This window comes from Bradyrhizobium sp. HKCCYLRH3061, assembly GCF_051168015.1.
GTDB lineage: Bacteria > Pseudomonadota > Alphaproteobacteria > Rhizobiales > Xanthobacteraceae > Bradyrhizobium.
On the sequence record NZ_JBNPUE010000002.1, the window covers coordinates 111,114 to 125,262 of the forward strand.

Below are 14,149 nucleotides of genomic sequence, written 5' to 3' on the forward strand. Positions count from 1 at the left end.
GAGTTCCCACCGATGAGGCCTGCAAACGACAACGCCATCGGCAAGATTTCTGCCAATGGCGAGATCACAATCGAGTTGCTCGAACGCTGCCTGGATCGGCTTGCGATCGCGATGGAGCGCGCGCCACAAGGCGGCGAAGTCTACCTACCGATCTTCGAGCGGCTTGAGGCCGAGATCGAGGCGAAAAAGGCAAGGGAGTCCACGATGGCTCGCGCGCTCCGTCGCGTCAGACGATAGACTTGTCGAACGGATAGACGATTTTCAGTAGCTCTTCCTGATACAGCTTCAGCGATCCGCCAGAGCCATACTGTTCGCGGTCAATGGTATGCCCCATCAGAATCTTTCGCAACTCGTCGTCGATCCTGCCCTCTTTCAACCGATCCTCGAACGTATGCCGGAAGCTGTACAGCGTTTCCTTGCCGGTCGGCTGTAGCTTGTTTTCCTTGAGATAGCTGTTCACAGTCGCCGACAACTTGTTGCCGTTCTCGCGGTAGCGCTCGAACCCGTCAGGGTGGAGCTTCATCGCTTCGAGCGCGACGCCGACTAATGGGATGCGCCGGACCGACGATACGGTCTTCACTTCGTGTGGTTCGTCGGGGTCGAATGACGGCTCGACAAGGATGTGCGGCACCTTCTCATGGAGCTTGATGCGCTCGGCGCGAAGGTACCGAAGCTCGATCGGGCGAGCGCCCGTCTCGATGCAGACCATGATGATATGACGAGCGTCGTCGTTCAGGCTAGCGAGCGCGCCGGGCTTCAGGATCACGTCGCGGACCCACTCGATGGGGAATGGCAGCCGACGCTTCTTGAACTTCTGACTAAAGGTCAGGCCCTCGAATGGATTGGCCCTGCCCTCAACGCCGATATGGGCATAGTAGCGCTTGTATAGGATGCTCATATCGCCTAGGCGACGCTTGCCAAGCGACGCCGACATCTTGGCGGCCTTCGCGTCCTTTGGCGCGATCAGCCCCTTGAAGTGCTCGTGCATCTTCTTCGCGTGGTCGCGCGTGATGTCGTCCATCGCGAGGTCTTCCCCGACAACCTTGGTGAAGGCGTCAACGGCGTACTTCTTGACCTTCTTCCACGCCTTCTTCTGCTCTTCGCTCTTGCCGACGATTTCGACGGCCGCAATCTCGTTGCAGTAGATCTCAAAGGCTTCCGAGACCTTGACCCGTGGCCGATCCACGCCGCCAAGGACCGCCGTCTCTAAGGCCACCGGCGTCCGCAGATCAGAGATTGCCGCAAAGCGCCTGACGAGGTCTTCGAGCGGTAGCTGCGCCACCTCCAAAGCCGGGCGGTAAGCAAACCCCAGAGCCTCTGCACGGGCGCGGGAGACCTTGTGAGCGGCCAACGCCGCGTCGGTCTTGCCGTCCGTCAGCATGGACGCCCAAAGGGCGTTATCGGCCTGTTCGAGGATGTCCCGCTGCGCTCGCGCCTTTGCCAGATCGTCAGTCTTCAGGCTTTGCCGTGCAAACGGCGCTCGATCGTCCAGGTGGGCGACGAGCTTAGGAACTCGCCGGTGGTAGTAATAGACGCCGTTGCGTTGGATCAACCAACGGTCTTGCTTTTCCTGCCTTACCAAGCGTGCATCTTTCGGCAATGTATCCCAAATTGATCCCAAACTGTATCACAATTCCAGGCCATGACGAAACAGCCGAAAGCGCGCCGCGAAAATTCCGCAGCGCTTTCAACAAGATAAATTTTGAGAAGGTGAGGTTGTGTGGTGCGCTCGGAGGGACTCGAACCCCCACGGTGTTACCCACTGCCACCTCAAGGCAGCGCGTCTACCAATTCCGCCACGAGCGCGAAGAAGAAGCCGGAGCCAGAGGAAGGGCGGCACCGGATCAGTGGCGCCCGTGTATCAAATCGATGTCAGGGGGACAAGGCCCGCCCTGCCCTAAAATACCGGATTGTGGACGGTTTTGGCGTGGGCCGTGGCGCGCTATCGCGACGTCGGCGTCGGCGAGCGCGGCAGCATCTGCTTGACCTCGACCGCGATGCGGTTGCGGTCGACCAGCACCACCCCATTTGCGATCGGCAGATTGTTGGCGAGCACCTTGACGTCGTCGGCCTCGGTGGCATCCAGCTCGATGATGGCGCCGCGGGACAGGCGCAGAACCTGGTGGATGGGCATGGAGCAGGTGCCGAGAACGACCATCAGGTCGACTGTCACTTTATCGAGGGTTGACACTGCAGGACCACCGAAGTCACGACTGGATTTTGATTGCCCAGACATCACCATGTTGTGGTTAGCCAATGGTTAACAGCCGCGAAACACTCGACCTGACCACCTTTGAGGGCCCTCCCGGCAACGCCGTGGATTGGCGCATCTCCGATTCGCCAGTCGACTACGCCCGGGCGACCGAATTCATGGAGGCGCGGGCGGCCGCGATCGCCGCCCATGAGGCCGCGGAGATGGTCTGGCTGCTGGAGCATCCGCCGGTCTACACCGCCGGCACGTCGGGCAAGGCCGAAGACCTGCGCGATCCGCGCTTTCCGCTGGTGCCGACCGGCCGCGGCGGCCAGGTCACCTATCATGGCCCCGGCCAGCGCGTGGCCTATGTCATGCTCGACCTCAAGCGGCGGCGCCCCGACGTGCGCGCCTATGTCGCCGCGCTCGAGGAGACCATCATCCGCACCCTCGACGCCTTCAACGTGCGCGGCGAGCGGCGCGAGGATCGCGTCGGCGTCTGGGTCAAGCGGCCCGACAAGGGCGAGGGCTTCGAGGACAAGATCGCCGCCATCGGCGTGCGGCTGAAGCGCTGGGTGACCTTCCACGGCATCGCCATCAATGTCGAGCCGGACCTGTCGCACTTCCAGGCCATCGTGCCCTGCGGCGTGACCGATCCGCGCTACGGCGTCACCAGCCTGGTCGATCTCGGCCTGCCGGTGACGCTCGCCGATGTCGACGTCGCGTTCCGACAGGCGTTCGAGAGCGTGTTCGGCGCCGTCAGCGTCGCGCAGCCGGAGACGGCATGAGCTCACGCGGCGCCCTGCTGCGGCGGGACGTCGAGCTTCGCCGCAACATAGCGGCGCTCCTGGCTCAGGCCGCCGAAGCCGTAGGCATCCGCCTTGACCTCGTCGACATGCAGATAGGTCTCGTGATGCAGCGGGCCGATCAGCTCGGCCATGCGCGCGAACACCGCGGCGAGATAGGCGGCCTTCTCGTCCTTGGTGTTGGTGCCTTCGCTGACGTGAACGTCGATCCAGTAGCTGGCAAGCCCCTGCTCCGCCAGCGAGGCGCCGCCGGCGAACCAGTCCGCGGCATCCGCTTCCGAGACGATGACGGCGGTGACCTTGGGATCCTTGCGCAGGATGTACGCGGTCAATTCGGTGATGGCGTCCGCGATGGCCTTCTTCAGCGACGGCGAGCGGCGCTGGCTGGCATAGACGATGTTGATCAACGGCATGGTCGGCTCTCGGTATCCAGCGCGTGACTGCGCTTCGGGAGCAAAGCTAGCCGCGCGCCGCTCATTTTGGTATCTTATCGATATGGATATCAATGATAACGAGTTCATATGACCGCCACGCTCGACATCGCGACCGTCCGCGCCTTTCTGCTGGTGAGCGACCTGCACAGCTTCACCCGGGCGGCCGAGACGCTCGGCACCACCCAGGCCGCGGTCAGTCTTAAGCTGCAGCGGCTCGAAGCGCTGCTCGGAAAGCGGCTGGTCGAGCGTTCGCCGCGCGCGGTCCGGCTCACCGCCGACGGCGCGGCCTTCGCCGAGAACGCCCGCGCGCTGGTTGCCGCGCATGACCTCGCGCTCGCCGGCGCGCCGCGTGTCCGGCCGCTGCTGTCGCTGGGCATCAGCGATCACGTCGCCGGCCCCGAGCTGGTGCCGATGCTCGAGCAGTTGCATGCTGCCATGGCGGACCTCGTCCTGTCGGTCAGCATCGGCTTCTCGCGCGACCTGCTCGACCGCTACGATGCCGGCAAGCTCGACGCCGTGATCGTCCGCCAGGAGGCGAGCCGCCGCGGTGGCGAGGCGTTGATCACGGACGAGTTCGGCTGGTTCGCAGCGCCCAGATTTCGTCTGCCGGCCGGCGGCACGCTGCCGCTCGCCACGCTCGCACCGCCCTGTGGCGTGCGCAGCATCGCGGTCCGCGCGCTCGAGCGCGCGCGAATCAGCTTCAGCGAGACGTTCGTCGGCGGCGGGGTGACGGCCGTTGCGGCCGCCGCGCGCGCCGGTCTTGCGATTGCGCCGCTGGCCCGCCGGATCGCACCCAGCGGACTGATCGATATCGGAACGGATCTCGGCCTGCCCAAGCTCGGCCGCTCCAAGGTGATGCTGCATGCAAAGGCGGGCGATGCGGCCAAGCGCGCGGCCTTGCGCACGCTGGCCGCGGCATTCCGAAGCGCCGCGATGTCGAAGTAATTGACGCCGACAGGACCTGATGTAGCATGGGTTAATAATCGGAGTTCAGGAGCAGCGGCTTGAACCGTCTCTTGACCGCAGCTGACCTCGTCAGCGCCCCAGCAAAGCCGAGCCCGGCCTCGACCGGCGCGACCGGCCTCGAACCATTGCATCGCCACGCGCTGATCCGGACCTCGAACGCCGACGTGCTGCGCGACCTCGCGGGGCGCCGGCTCGGCGCCGAGCGCGTCGACTTCAGGAACGCCGAGCGCTTCGAGGCGATCGTCAACCTGATCGAACTCGAGACCATCGGTCTCGCCTTCGGCACCACGACCTGCGACATGGTCTGCGACCATCGCGCCGCCGACTTCATCAGAGTGCAGATCGCCCTGAAGGGACGCGCGGTCAGTTGCACTCCCGGCGAGGCGACCGACGTCAATGAGCATCAGTTCGCGGTCGCGCCGGCCGGCGCGCCATGGCAGATGGCGTGCCAGGGCGGCCATCGGCGACTGACCCTGCGGCTCGATCCGCAGGCGCTGCGACGGCGCCTCACGGCGCTGGTCGGCGTGCAGCCGCGCACCGACTTCGTGATCGACCCTGCCATTCCGGCCGCCGATCCGCAGGCCCGCAGCCTGATGCGGCTGCTGGACTTCCTGACGACCCAGCTCAACGAGCAGGATACGGCGTTCCCCGCCGCAGTCTATCGCGAGCTGGAGGATGCGGTACATGTCGCCTTCCTCTGCGCCAGCCGTCATCGTTTCCGCGACACGCTCCTGGATCCCTCTCCGATGCCGGATTTCGGCCTGGTCAAGCGGCTAGAGGACTACATCGAGGCCAACTGGCGCGAGCCGATCACGATCGAGCGCTTGGCGCGCGAGGCCGGCGTCAGCGTCCGGTCGATCTTCCGCTTGTTCGAGCGTGTGCGCGGCTATTCGCCGATGGCCTTTGCCAAATCGGTGCGCCTGCGGCGCGCCCACGAGATGCTGCGCTCGGGCGATCCCGCCGTCACGGTGGCGGCGGCAGCCGCCGCCTGCAACTTTGCCAATGCCGGACACTTCGCCCGCTACTACCGCGCCACGTTCGGCGAGCTGCCATCGGCGACGATGGCCCGGGGCGAGCGGTCATGACGCGCTCGGCCGCTCACAGGATGGATTCGAGCGCGCTGCGCAGGCTCTGATGCCGGAACACGAAGCCGCTCGACAGCGCCTTGTTCGGCACCACGCGCTGGCCGCCGAGCAAGAGCTCCTCGGCGAAGTCGCCGCCGATCCGGCGCAAGAGGCCGGCGGGAACACGCAGCAGCGCCGGACGCCGCAGGCAGCGCGCGAGCTCGGCGGTGAAGGCGAGATTCCGCACCGGCAGCGGCGCCGTCGCATTGACCGGCCCGGTGATGGCATCGGTCGCGATCACATGGGCGATCAGCCGAACGAGATCGTCGCGCTCGATCCAGGACATCCATTGCAGGCCGGAGCCGAACGGCCCGCCCAGGCCGAACTCGAACGGCGTCAGCATCCGCGCCAGGAAGCCGCCGTCGCGGCCGACGACGAGCCCGATCCGCAGCAGTGCGACGCGGACACCGTGCGCTTCGGCACCGCGCGCCGCCTGTTCCCAGGCGTCGCAGAGGTCATGGCTGAAGCAGGCATGCGACTTGGCCGATTCGGTCAGCGGCTGGTCCTGCCACAGGCCGTACCAGCCGATCGCCGAACCGTTGACCAACACCTTCGGCTTGCGGTCGAGCCGCGCGATCAGGGATACGACCGCTTCCGTGGTAGCAAGCCGGGACTGCAGGATCGTCGCGCGCCTGGCCGCGGTCCAAGGCGCATTGCCGATCGGCTCGCCGGCCAGGTTGACGATCGCGTCGATACGGGTGCCGGAGGCGAGCTGATCGAGACGTGTGATCAAGGTCAGCGGCGCCGGCAACATGGCGGCCTTGGCCGGGTCGCGGACCAGGGCGACGACGTGATGACCGGCCGCAGTGAGACCAGCCGCCAGCCGCGCGCCGATGAAACCGGTCGCACCGGTGATGAGGATGGTCTGCGCCGGCGGCAGCGCCGCGACCAGCCCGGTCGCATCCGGCTGCGACATTCGCGCAAGGCGTCGTGCCGCGGCGAAGTCGCGCAGGCCGCACAGGGCAGCGCCAACCGCGGCGGCAGCCGCAATCCAGCTCAGCACGCCGGCATAGGCCGGCACGATCGCCGAAGGCTCCATCGCCCAGCCGATCAGCAGCGGCACCAGCAGCGTCAGGATCGCGCCGTAGTTGATGGCGAGCAGTGTGTGATTGATGCGTTCGCTCGGCGGCAGCTTGCGCGTCAGATCCTCCTCGACGAAATCGGTGAGGGTGATGGCGATCTCGGCCAGAAGCACCGCGAGCACGAGGATCGCGAACAATCCATGCACCTCGCACCAGCCGAGGACGGCGAACAGCAGCGCATAGAGCCCATTGCGGACGCCGTGCAGCTTGAGCTCGCCCCGCTGTGACGGGCGCCAGGCCAGGCGCTCGGTGAACTCATGGTGATAGAAGGTGTCGAACACGCCCATCACGATCTGAAGCGCGATCAGGGACCAGAGCAGCGGCGTCATGGTGCGGACTCCCGGAACACTGCGCTCTGGCGCATGATGCGCCCGAAGCGCGGATGGACGATCTCGAGCGAGAAGCGAAAGACGCCGCTGCCGAGATCGGAATGGGTGACGGTGAGGTCGCCGGGCGTGAGCCATGCCGGCAGCACCCAGCGCCGGCCGGCTAAGTCGAACGTGTAGCCGGCGCTATGGAAATGAAGCGCGCCATCGGCGACGCCGACGCGCAGGCTCATGCTGAGGCCCCAGCCGAGATATTCCTCGAGCCCCGTCGGACCGGCGAAGCGCTTGGCGGAATGGATCACCTGCGGGAAGCCATGCGGGCGCCCGCAGATGCGCGTCCAGATCTGGCCGCCACTCGCCGCGTCCTCGGTCACCGCGACGATCATCGGCACGCCGATGTTCGCGCGCGTCGGCAGCGGCCCGCCGATCAGCCGCGCCAGATGCGCGAACCAGAAGCCGGCACGGCTGATCTCGGCCTGATCGACCTCGCCGACATAGACGACGGTGGCGCCATCGGCGAGGCGCTTGGAGAAGCGGCGCCAGATCGACACCGGCAGCCGTCCCCAATCCTCGGCGGACAGCAGCGCACGAAACCTGTAATCGTCATGAAGCTTGGCGCTGGAGGGCGTTGAAAGTCCGGGATGTCGCATGGTCACCATGACGCCCTCCACTCTTCTCAAGCGCTGCCCGACCTGGACCTTCCCGTGGGCAGCAGATTTGCGATCTTCTCGCCGAGCTTGATCAGCGCGACGAGACGCGGCCGCGGCACCTTCAGCATCTGCACGTACCAACGGTCGACCAGCTCGGTGAACGCCAGCATGTCCTTCAGCCGCTTGGCTGCGACCGCGCTGATCGCGGGATCGCCGGTCGCCTCCGCGACGCAGGCGCGCAGCGCCGCGATGGCGGGATCGATCTCGCGTTCCTTGCGGCCGGCCGCGATCCGCTGCGCCACCTCCCAGATGTCGGTCTCGGCCTCGAAATGATCGCGGCGGTCGCCGAGGATCGGCACGCGCCGGATCAAGCCCCAGGCGAGCAGCTCCTTCAGCGAGTTCGAGACGTTGGAGCGGGCCATGCCGAGCGTGTCGGCGATGTCCTCCGCCGTCATCGGCTTCTCGGCGAGGTACAGCAGCCCGTGGATCTGGCTCACCGAGCGGTTCACGCCCCACTGGTCGCCCATGTCGCCCCAGTTGAGGATGAAGCGCTCGACGGCGGGAGGAAGTTTTCGATGACCTGTAATTTCTGTCATGACAGAAATATCTGACTGAAGAGAGTGAATGTCAAGAGGCGCGGCTTTGAACCGGACTGGCGGCCGGCCAGACGGATGTTACGGCGCACATTTTGCGCCTGCCGACCGCCCGGTTCCCCGCCTGCCCCCCTCTGCAACAGGAGCAAGCCATGACGGCATCCGACAAGGCGTTCACTGGATCGATCCCGCAGATCTACGATCAACTGATGGTTCCCTTGATCTTCGCGCCCTATGCGCTGGACCTCGCGCGGCGCATCGCGGCGTACCTGCCGCGCGACGTACTGGAGACGGCGGCGGGCACCGGCGTGGTGACGCGGGCCCTGCAGGCTCAACTGCCGCCGGAGGTCCGGATCACCGCCACCGACCTCAACGAGCCGATGCTCGCGCAGGCGAAGACCCATCTCGCCGCTGCGGACCGCATCGCATTTCATCAAGCCGATGCGCTGGCCCTGCCCTTTGCCGATGCGAGCTTCGACGCCGTCGCCTGTCAGTTCGGCGCGATGTTCTTCCCCGATCGCGTCAAGGGCTATGCGGAGGCCCGCCGCGTGCTCCGGCCCGGCGGACGTTTCGTCTTCAACGTCTGGGACCGGATCGAGGAGAATGAAATTCCTCACGTCGTTCACGAGACGTTGCAACAGGTCTTCCCCGAAAGCCCGCCGCAGTTCTTCACCCGGACTCCGCACGGCTATTTCGATGCCGGGCGGATCAAGGCCGATCTGACCGCAGCGGGCTTCACGGACATCGCGATCGAGACGGTGACGCATCGCAGCCGCGCGGCTTCGCCTCAGGACCCGGCCATGGCATTTTGCCAGGGCACGCCGATGCGCGGCGAGATCGAAGCGCGCGGCACGCCCGGCCTCGCCGCCGTGACGCAGGCGACCGCGGAAGCGCTGGCGCGCCGCTTTGGCGAGGGTGCCATCGAAGGCCGGATACAGGCGCTGGTGATCTCAGCGGGGTGAGCGACGGACTCGCGCGCCGTGTCGTTAGAGCGTCGGCAACACGGAGAACGCCTCGCCCGGCCGGCGCGGTTTGAGCTGATCGGCCGTCGCCGGGTTTTCCATCACGGCATCGACACGCGCTGCTGGCGGTCCCTCGCGGCAGGCTGCCAACACGGCGGCGACGTCGTCCGAGGCACCCGCGAACAACGCCTCGACACTGCCATCGGTGCGGTTGCGCACCCAGCCTTCGAGGCCGTTGAGGATGGCCTGGTCCTCGACCCATGCGCGGTAGCCGACGCCCTGGACGCGGCCGCGAACCATGACGTGGACGGTGGCGCGATCGGTCATGATCCGAGCCCCAGAAAATCGCGCAGGCGCTTCTTCACATCGGCGTCGCGCATCACGCGTGCCGTCAGCTCGGCCGACGGCAGCCCCTTGAGCTGCTTCGGCGAGACGCCGTCACGCAGCGCCTTCAGCGTCTCATACACCGCCTGCGTCGCGGCGGCGATCGGCGCATGGCCCTGCAGCGCGACGCGGACACGGCGCGAGGCGAGATAGCCGAGATCGGACATCTCCTCCGGCGCACCGCCGAGCACGATCGGCAGCGTGGTGGCGGCCGCGACCGCGTCGAGCTGATCGCGCGCGGTGATGCCGGTGAAGAACAGCCCGTCGACGCCGCAGGCCTCATACGCCCTGGCCCGCGCGATCGCGTGGTCGAGTGAGGTGATGGAAACGGCGCCCGTCCGCCCCAGGATGACCAGCGCGGGATCGCCTCGGCTGTCGAGCGCTGCCTTCACCTTGCCGACACCCTCGGCTAACGGGATCAGCTGCGGCTTCGCCTCGCCATAGCCCTGCGGCAGCAGCGTATCCTCGATGGTGAGACCCGCGGCCCCGGCCGCTTCCAGCTCCTGCACCGTTCGGCGCACGTTCATCGCATTGCCGTAGCCGTGATCGGCATCGACCAGCACCGGCAGCGCTGCCGCGCGCGACATCCGCCGCATCTGCTCGGCGAGCTCGGTCAAGGTGATCAAGGCAATGTCGGGATCGCCGAGGACGGCGAGCGAAGCCGCCGAGCCGCCGAACATGCCGAGTTCGAAGCCGAGGTCCTCGGCAACGCGGATCGAAATCGCGTCGTAAACGGAGCCGGGATGGACGCAGCGATCGCTGGCGAGGATTGTGCGCAACGCTTCTCGGCGAGTACGGAACGTCATCACGCCCTACCTCTCTCCGTCATTGCGAGGAGCGAAGCGACGAAGCAATCCAGAGTCTCTTGCTCGGCCCTGGATTGCTTCGCTTCGCTCGCAATGACGGCGGTTAGACTTACTACGCAAACTCCAGGATCAGCGCATCGACCGCGAGCGTGGCCCCTGCTGTCGCGTGGATCTTCTTTACCGTGCCGTCCTGCTCGGCGCGCAGCACGTTCTGCATCTTCATGGCTTCGATCACGGCCAGCGTCTCGCCCGCCTTGACCTCCTGCCCTTCGGTCACGGCGATCGAGACCACGAGGCCGGGCATCGGGCACAGCAGCTTCTTGCCGCTGTCGCCGGCGGTGACGACCGGCATCAGCCGCGCCGCGGTCGCCTCGGCCTCCGTGTAGACGTAGACCGGCGCTTCGACGCCCTGATGCGCGAGCCGCACGCCGTTCGCAATGAGACGCGTCTGCACTGCGATGGCCGCACCATCGATGGTGCCGTGCCACACGGCATCGCCCGGTTTCCAATCCGACACCAGCTGATGCGCCGGGCCGACCTTGCCGTCGCCCCCGACGAAGCGGACCGTGATCGCGCCGTTCTCCCTGGTGATGTCGAGCAGGATCTCGTCACGCCCGAGCCACACCGCGCGGCGGCCCTGCCGCTTCACAGGCCGGCCGATCATCTGCTGCGAGATCTGCCGCTTGCGCTCGCCGAGCACGTGGTCGATCGCAGCACCCACCGCCGCCAGCCGGCGCGCGATCTCGCCTTCCGGCGCGCGCGCGGCAAAGCCCTTGGGAAACTCCTCGGCGATGAAGCCGGTCGACAGCCGGCCCTCGCGCCAGCGCGGATGGTTCATCAGCGCCGACAGGAACGGGATGTTGTGGCGGATGCCGTCGACATAGAACGCATCAAGCGCGGTCGACTGCGCCTCGATCGCGGCAGCCCGCGACTCCGCATGGGTGACGAGCTTGGCGATCATCGGATCGTAATAGATCGAGATCTCGCCGCCCTCCTGCACGCCGGTGTCGTTGCGCACGGTGATGCCGTCAGCCTTGCTCTCCGCCGGCGGGCGATACTTCACGAGGCGGCCGATCGACGGCAGGAAGCTGCGGAACGGATCTTCCGCATAGACGCGGGATTCCACCGCCCAGCCGGTCATCGTCACGTCCTTCTGCGCAAGCGAAAGCTTCTCGCCGGCGGCGACGCGGATCATCTGCTCGACGAGATCGATGCCGGTGACGAGCTCGGTCACGGGATGCTCGACCTGCAGGCGCGTGTTCATCTCAAGGAAGTAGAAGCTCTTGTCCTGGCCGGCGACGAACTCGACGGTGCCGGCGGAGTCGTAGTTCACGGCCTTGGCGAGCGCCACGGCCTGCTCGCCCATCTTGCGCCGCGTCTCCTCGTCGAGCAGCGGCGACGGCGCCTCCTCGATGACCTTCTGGTTGCGGCGCTGGATCGAGCATTCGCGCTCGCCGAGATAGATCACGTTGCCATGCTTGTCGCCGAGCACCTGGATCTCGATGTGGCGCGGATCTGTGATGAACTTCTCGATGAAGACGCGATCGTCGCCGAACGAGGCCTTGGCCTCGGCCTTGGCGAGATTGAAGCCCTCGGCCACTTCGGCAGTCGAATGCGCGATGCGCATGCCCTTGCCGCCGCCGCCGGCGGAGGCCTTGATCATCACGGGGTAGCCGATCTCGTCGGCGATGCGCACCGCGTGCTTGTCGTCCTCGATGACGCCGAGGAAGCCGGGCACGGTCGAGACCTTGGCCTTGGCGGCCGCCTTCTTCGATTCGATCTTGTCGCCCATCGCGGCGATCGCGCCTGGGTTCGGGCCGATGAAGACGATGCCGGCCTCGGCCAATGCCCGCGGGAAAGCCTCGCGCTCGGACAGGAAGCCGTAGCCCGGATGCACCGCCTCGGCGCCGGTCTTCTTGCAGGCCTCGACGATGCGGTCGATGAGGAGATAGCTCTCGGCGGCGGCGGGCGGGCCGATCAGCACGGCATCATCTGCCATCTCGACATGCAGCGCATCGCGGTCGGCTTCCGAATAGACCGCAACGGTTCGGATTCCCATGCGGCGGGCAGTCTTGATGACCCGGCAGGCGATCTCGCCGCGGTTCGCAATCAGAATGGTTTTGAACATGTTCTTGCTTGATACCTTTGGGCGGGCTCCCCGCTCGTGGCACAGGCGTCACACCGCGAGCTTGATCGGTTCGTCTATACCAAAATCGCCCGCGCGCAACCCGCCTCTCGTTCCGACCGTGCCGTCCGGCGAGGCATGCCAGCCGCGGGCATTGCCGTTACCCGGAATAGCTGTGGAAACGTCCGCGGGCATAGGCGTGGGACACCGCCTTCATGAGCTCACCGACCTCGGTCTCGAGAAAATCGTTCGCAACAATCAGGGCCCGAATGGCCGCGCGCAGATCGCCGCCGCAGGCAGCAATGGCCTGGTCCACGGCGGCCTCCAGCGCGAGGTGTTCAGCGTCCGCGGCTTGAGCATCGGTGTTGGATTGCGATCTGGGCTGCATGCGCGATGGCGGTCCTCGCTCCGGTCACGCCGCCATGTTCACTTTATGTTCTCTGGAGTCAAGGCGGATCACGCCGCCCCGATCTCTTGATGCTGCGACTCGGCCTGCGGCTTTTCGGGCGCCAGGGTGACGGACGTCTCCCGGCCGCCCTGCCGCACCAGGCGGTGGATGAAGCCCAGCTTGCCGATGACCGGCGGCGTCAGGATGAAGGGATAGAGATCGCGCGCGCCCATCGCCCGGGCGACACTGTTCATGGCGAAGGTGAACGGCAGCCAGGCGTTGACGATGGTGTCGAAGTCCTCCGCGACATACGGATCGAAGGTGACGCGCGCTGTCAGTCCGCCGATCTGGTCGGCGGGCGGATCGATCTCGATACCGAACTCGGAGGCCATCTCCAGCGTATCGACGATGTGGAGGTAGTGCGCCCAGGTCTCGGCAAAATCCTCCCACGGATGCGTGGTGGCGTAGGCGGAGACGAAATTGTCCTGCCAGTTCACCGGCGGCCCCTGCTCGTAGTGCCGCTTCAGTGCCTCGCCGTAGTCCTGGGTATCGTCGCCGAACACCGCCCGGCATTCGTCGAGCCGGCCGGCATCGCGCACCAGCACGTCCCAGAAATAGTGCCCGACCTCGTGGCGGAAATGACCGAGCAAGGTCCGGTACGGCTCGCCCATTTCCAGCCGGCGCCGCTCGCGCTCGAAATCGTCGGCCTCGGCCAGCGCGATGGTGATAAGGCCGTTGTCGTGGCCGGTCATGACCTTCTGCTGGCCGGCGGGGTCGTCGGCGAGGAAGTTGAAGATCAGCCCGTGCTCGGGATCCTCGATGCGTGTCTTCACAGGGAGTTTCCAGCGGATCAGCGAGTAGAACAGCCGGTGCTTGGCCACCTCCAGCTCTCGCCATCCGGCGAGTTGCGCGGGATCAGACAGATTGGGAATCGTGCCGTTATGCCGGCAGGCGCGGCAGAAGCCTGCGGTCTCACCGATCTCGAGCAGCCAGTTGCAGGCGTCGTGCTCGGCATTGGCGCAGAAGAAGCGCCCCGACCCGTGGTCGGCGAGCGTCCGAACCCCCTCCTCCGCCGGCTCGATCGCCGACAGGGTCTGGCGCTCCGGCATGAAGGCGAGCTGATGGCCGCAGCGACCGCAGCTGCGATTCTCGAAATACAGGATGTTCTTGCAGGCCTGACAGACGAAGAGCTTCACGGTATGGACCTACGTGTTGCGGAGTTCAGGGCCTGACGACGCACGACAGTAACAGTCCGTTCCGGGAGCGCGGAACTTTTTATCTGCCCCGACGTTCACGTCATGCGGTCGTTTGC

At 66.2% G+C, this 14,149-nt stretch carries 16 protein-coding genes and 1 tRNA gene; 5 read left to right on the forward strand and 12 right to left on the reverse strand.

Annotation, left to right across the window (positions count from 1 at the left end):
* The first annotated feature begins 12 nt into the window (after window positions 1-12).
* On the forward strand, window positions 13-237 hold the full coding sequence (locus ACQR2C_RS04415) for a hypothetical protein (RefSeq protein ID WP_434880561.1): 225 nt from the start codon (window positions 13-15) through the stop codon (window positions 235-237).
* Here the strand turns inward: ACQR2C_RS04415 and ACQR2C_RS04420 are convergent.
* The 3 genes from ACQR2C_RS04420 to ACQR2C_RS04430 all read right to left on the reverse strand — a co-directional run bounded on the left by ACQR2C_RS04420 (window position 227) and on the right by ACQR2C_RS04430 (window position 2,191).
* Window positions 227-1,552, reverse strand: coding sequence for a DUF6538 domain-containing protein (locus tag ACQR2C_RS04420; RefSeq protein ID WP_434880562.1), 1,326 nt, complete (start codon window positions 1,550-1,552; stop codon window positions 227-229). The two genes, ACQR2C_RS04415 and ACQR2C_RS04420, sit on opposite strands and share 11 nt — an antisense overlap.
* Before the next feature lie 169 nt (window positions 1,553-1,721).
* Window positions 1,722-1,806: transfer RNA gene (locus ACQR2C_RS04425), tRNA-Leu, on the reverse strand.
* Between the two features lie 136 nt (window positions 1,807-1,942).
* Window positions 1,943-2,191 (reverse strand): FliM/FliN family flagellar motor switch protein, encoded by a 249-nt coding sequence (locus ACQR2C_RS04430; RefSeq protein WP_315717718.1) that lies wholly within the window; start codon window positions 2,189-2,191, stop codon window positions 1,943-1,945.
* A gap of 65 nt (window positions 2,192-2,256) precedes the next feature.
* Between ACQR2C_RS04430 and lipB the strand changes: the two genes are divergently transcribed.
* A complete protein-coding gene (lipB, locus tag ACQR2C_RS04435) occupies window positions 2,257-2,979 on the forward strand; it encodes a lipoyl(octanoyl) transferase LipB (RefSeq protein WP_434880563.1) in 723 nt (240 codons plus the stop codon).
* A 2-nt stretch (window positions 2,980-2,981) separates the two neighbouring features.
* Here lipB and ACQR2C_RS04440 read toward each other — a convergent pair whose 3' ends face one another.
* Window positions 2,982-3,410, reverse strand: coding sequence for a tautomerase family protein (locus tag ACQR2C_RS04440; RefSeq protein ID WP_434880564.1), 429 nt, complete (start codon window positions 3,408-3,410; stop codon window positions 2,982-2,984).
* A gap of 108 nt (window positions 3,411-3,518) precedes the next feature.
* On the opposite strand from ACQR2C_RS04440, the gene ACQR2C_RS04445 reads away from it, so the two are divergent.
* The gene (locus tag ACQR2C_RS04445; protein WP_315804924.1) at window positions 3,519-4,376 is read left to right on the forward strand and encodes a LysR family transcriptional regulator; all 858 of its coding nucleotides are present in this window, start codon (window positions 3,519-3,521) and stop codon (window positions 4,374-4,376) included.
* Between the two features lie 59 nt (window positions 4,377-4,435).
* On the forward strand, window positions 4,436-5,482 hold the full coding sequence (locus tag ACQR2C_RS04450; protein ID WP_434880565.1) for a helix-turn-helix domain-containing protein: 1,047 nt from the start codon (window positions 4,436-4,438) through the stop codon (window positions 5,480-5,482).
* 13 nt (window positions 5,483-5,495) lie between these two features.
* Here ACQR2C_RS04450 and ACQR2C_RS04455 read toward each other — a convergent pair whose 3' ends face one another.
* The 3 genes from ACQR2C_RS04455 to ACQR2C_RS04465 are packed head-to-tail and all read right to left on the reverse strand — an operon-like array spanning window position 5,496 to window position 8,175.
* Complete coding sequence (locus ACQR2C_RS04455; protein ID WP_434880566.1) at window positions 5,496-6,932, reverse strand: TIGR01777 family oxidoreductase; 1,437 nt, start codon at window positions 6,930-6,932, stop codon at window positions 5,496-5,498.
* Window positions 6,929-7,588 (reverse strand): DUF4166 domain-containing protein, encoded by a 660-nt coding sequence (locus ACQR2C_RS04460; RefSeq protein ID WP_434880567.1) that lies wholly within the window; start codon window positions 7,586-7,588, stop codon window positions 6,929-6,931. The genes ACQR2C_RS04455 and ACQR2C_RS04460 overlap by 4 nt, the downstream gene beginning before the upstream one ends.
* 17 nt (window positions 7,589-7,605) lie before the next feature.
* On the reverse strand, window positions 7,606-8,175 hold the full coding sequence (locus ACQR2C_RS04465; protein ID WP_316182153.1) for a GbsR/MarR family transcriptional regulator: 570 nt from the start codon (window positions 8,173-8,175) through the stop codon (window positions 7,606-7,608).
* 149 nt (window positions 8,176-8,324) lie between these two features.
* Between ACQR2C_RS04465 and ACQR2C_RS04470 the strand changes: the two genes are divergently transcribed.
* Window positions 8,325-9,134 (forward strand): class I SAM-dependent methyltransferase, encoded by an 810-nt coding sequence (locus ACQR2C_RS04470; protein ID WP_434880568.1) that lies wholly within the window; start codon window positions 8,325-8,327, stop codon window positions 9,132-9,134.
* 24 nt (window positions 9,135-9,158) lie between these two features.
* Here the strand turns inward: ACQR2C_RS04470 and ACQR2C_RS04475 are convergent, their stop codons facing one another.
* The 5 genes from ACQR2C_RS04475 to ACQR2C_RS04495 form a co-directional block, all read right to left on the reverse strand.
* On the reverse strand, window positions 9,159-9,461 hold the full coding sequence (locus ACQR2C_RS04475; protein ID WP_434880569.1) for an acylphosphatase: 303 nt from the start codon (window positions 9,459-9,461) through the stop codon (window positions 9,159-9,161).
* Entirely contained in the window at window positions 9,458-10,324 is an 867-nt protein-coding gene (locus tag ACQR2C_RS04480; protein WP_434880570.1) for an isocitrate lyase/PEP mutase family protein, read from the reverse strand. The genes ACQR2C_RS04475 and ACQR2C_RS04480 overlap by 4 nt, the downstream gene beginning before the upstream one ends.
* 112 nt (window positions 10,325-10,436) lie before the next feature.
* Window positions 10,437-12,452, reverse strand: coding sequence for an acetyl/propionyl/methylcrotonyl-CoA carboxylase subunit alpha (locus ACQR2C_RS04485; protein ID WP_316237783.1), 2,016 nt, complete (start codon window positions 12,450-12,452; stop codon window positions 10,437-10,439).
* A gap of 157 nt (window positions 12,453-12,609) precedes the next feature.
* Window positions 12,610-12,837: a hypothetical protein gene (locus tag ACQR2C_RS04490; RefSeq protein ID WP_316237782.1), complete on the reverse strand. Its 228-nt coding sequence runs from the start codon at window positions 12,835-12,837 to the stop codon at window positions 12,610-12,612.
* Between the two features lie 68 nt (window positions 12,838-12,905).
* Window positions 12,906-14,033, reverse strand: coding sequence for a zinc-binding metallopeptidase family protein (locus ACQR2C_RS04495; protein WP_434880571.1), 1,128 nt, complete (start codon window positions 14,031-14,033; stop codon window positions 12,906-12,908).
* Between the last annotated feature and the right edge of the window lie 116 nt (window positions 14,034-14,149).

Bases quoted from the DNA above. Each gene is read 5' to 3' on its own strand.
- ACQR2C_RS04445 (WP_315804924.1), top strand. From the start codon at position 3,519: ATGACCGCCACGCTCGACATCGCGACCGTCCGCGCCTTTCTGCTGGTG.
- ACQR2C_RS04480 (WP_434880570.1), bottom strand. From the start codon at position 10,324: ATGACGTTCCGTACTCGCCGAGAAGCGTTGCGCACAATCCTCGCCAGC.
- ACQR2C_RS04470 (WP_434880568.1), top strand. From the start codon at position 8,325: ATGACGGCATCCGACAAGGCGTTCACTGGATCGATCCCGCAGATCTAC.
- ACQR2C_RS04465 (WP_316182153.1), bottom strand. From the start codon at position 8,175: ATGACAGAAATTACAGGTCATCGAAAACTTCCTCCCGCCGTCGAGCGC.
- ACQR2C_RS04460 (WP_434880567.1), bottom strand. From the start codon at position 7,588: ATGGTGACCATGCGACATCCCGGACTTTCAACGCCCTCCAGCGCCAAG.
- ACQR2C_RS04485 (WP_316237783.1), bottom strand. From the start codon at position 12,452: ATGTTCAAAACCATTCTGATTGCGAACCGCGGCGAGATCGCCTGCCGG.
- ACQR2C_RS04440 (WP_434880564.1), bottom strand. From the start codon at position 3,410: ATGCCGTTGATCAACATCGTCTATGCCAGCCAGCGCCGCTCGCCGTCG.
- ACQR2C_RS04475 (WP_434880569.1), bottom strand. From the start codon at position 9,461: ATGACCGATCGCGCCACCGTCCACGTCATGGTTCGCGGCCGCGTCCAG.
- ACQR2C_RS04490 (WP_316237782.1), bottom strand. From the start codon at position 12,837: ATGCAGCCCAGATCGCAATCCAACACCGATGCTCAAGCCGCGGACGCT.
- lipB (WP_434880563.1), top strand. From the start codon at position 2,257: ATGGTTAACAGCCGCGAAACACTCGACCTGACCACCTTTGAGGGCCCT.
- ACQR2C_RS04415 (WP_434880561.1), top strand. From the start codon at position 13: ATGAGGCCTGCAAACGACAACGCCATCGGCAAGATTTCTGCCAATGGC.
- ACQR2C_RS04455 (WP_434880566.1), bottom strand. From the start codon at position 6,932: ATGACGCCGCTGCTCTGGTCCCTGATCGCGCTTCAGATCGTGATGGGC.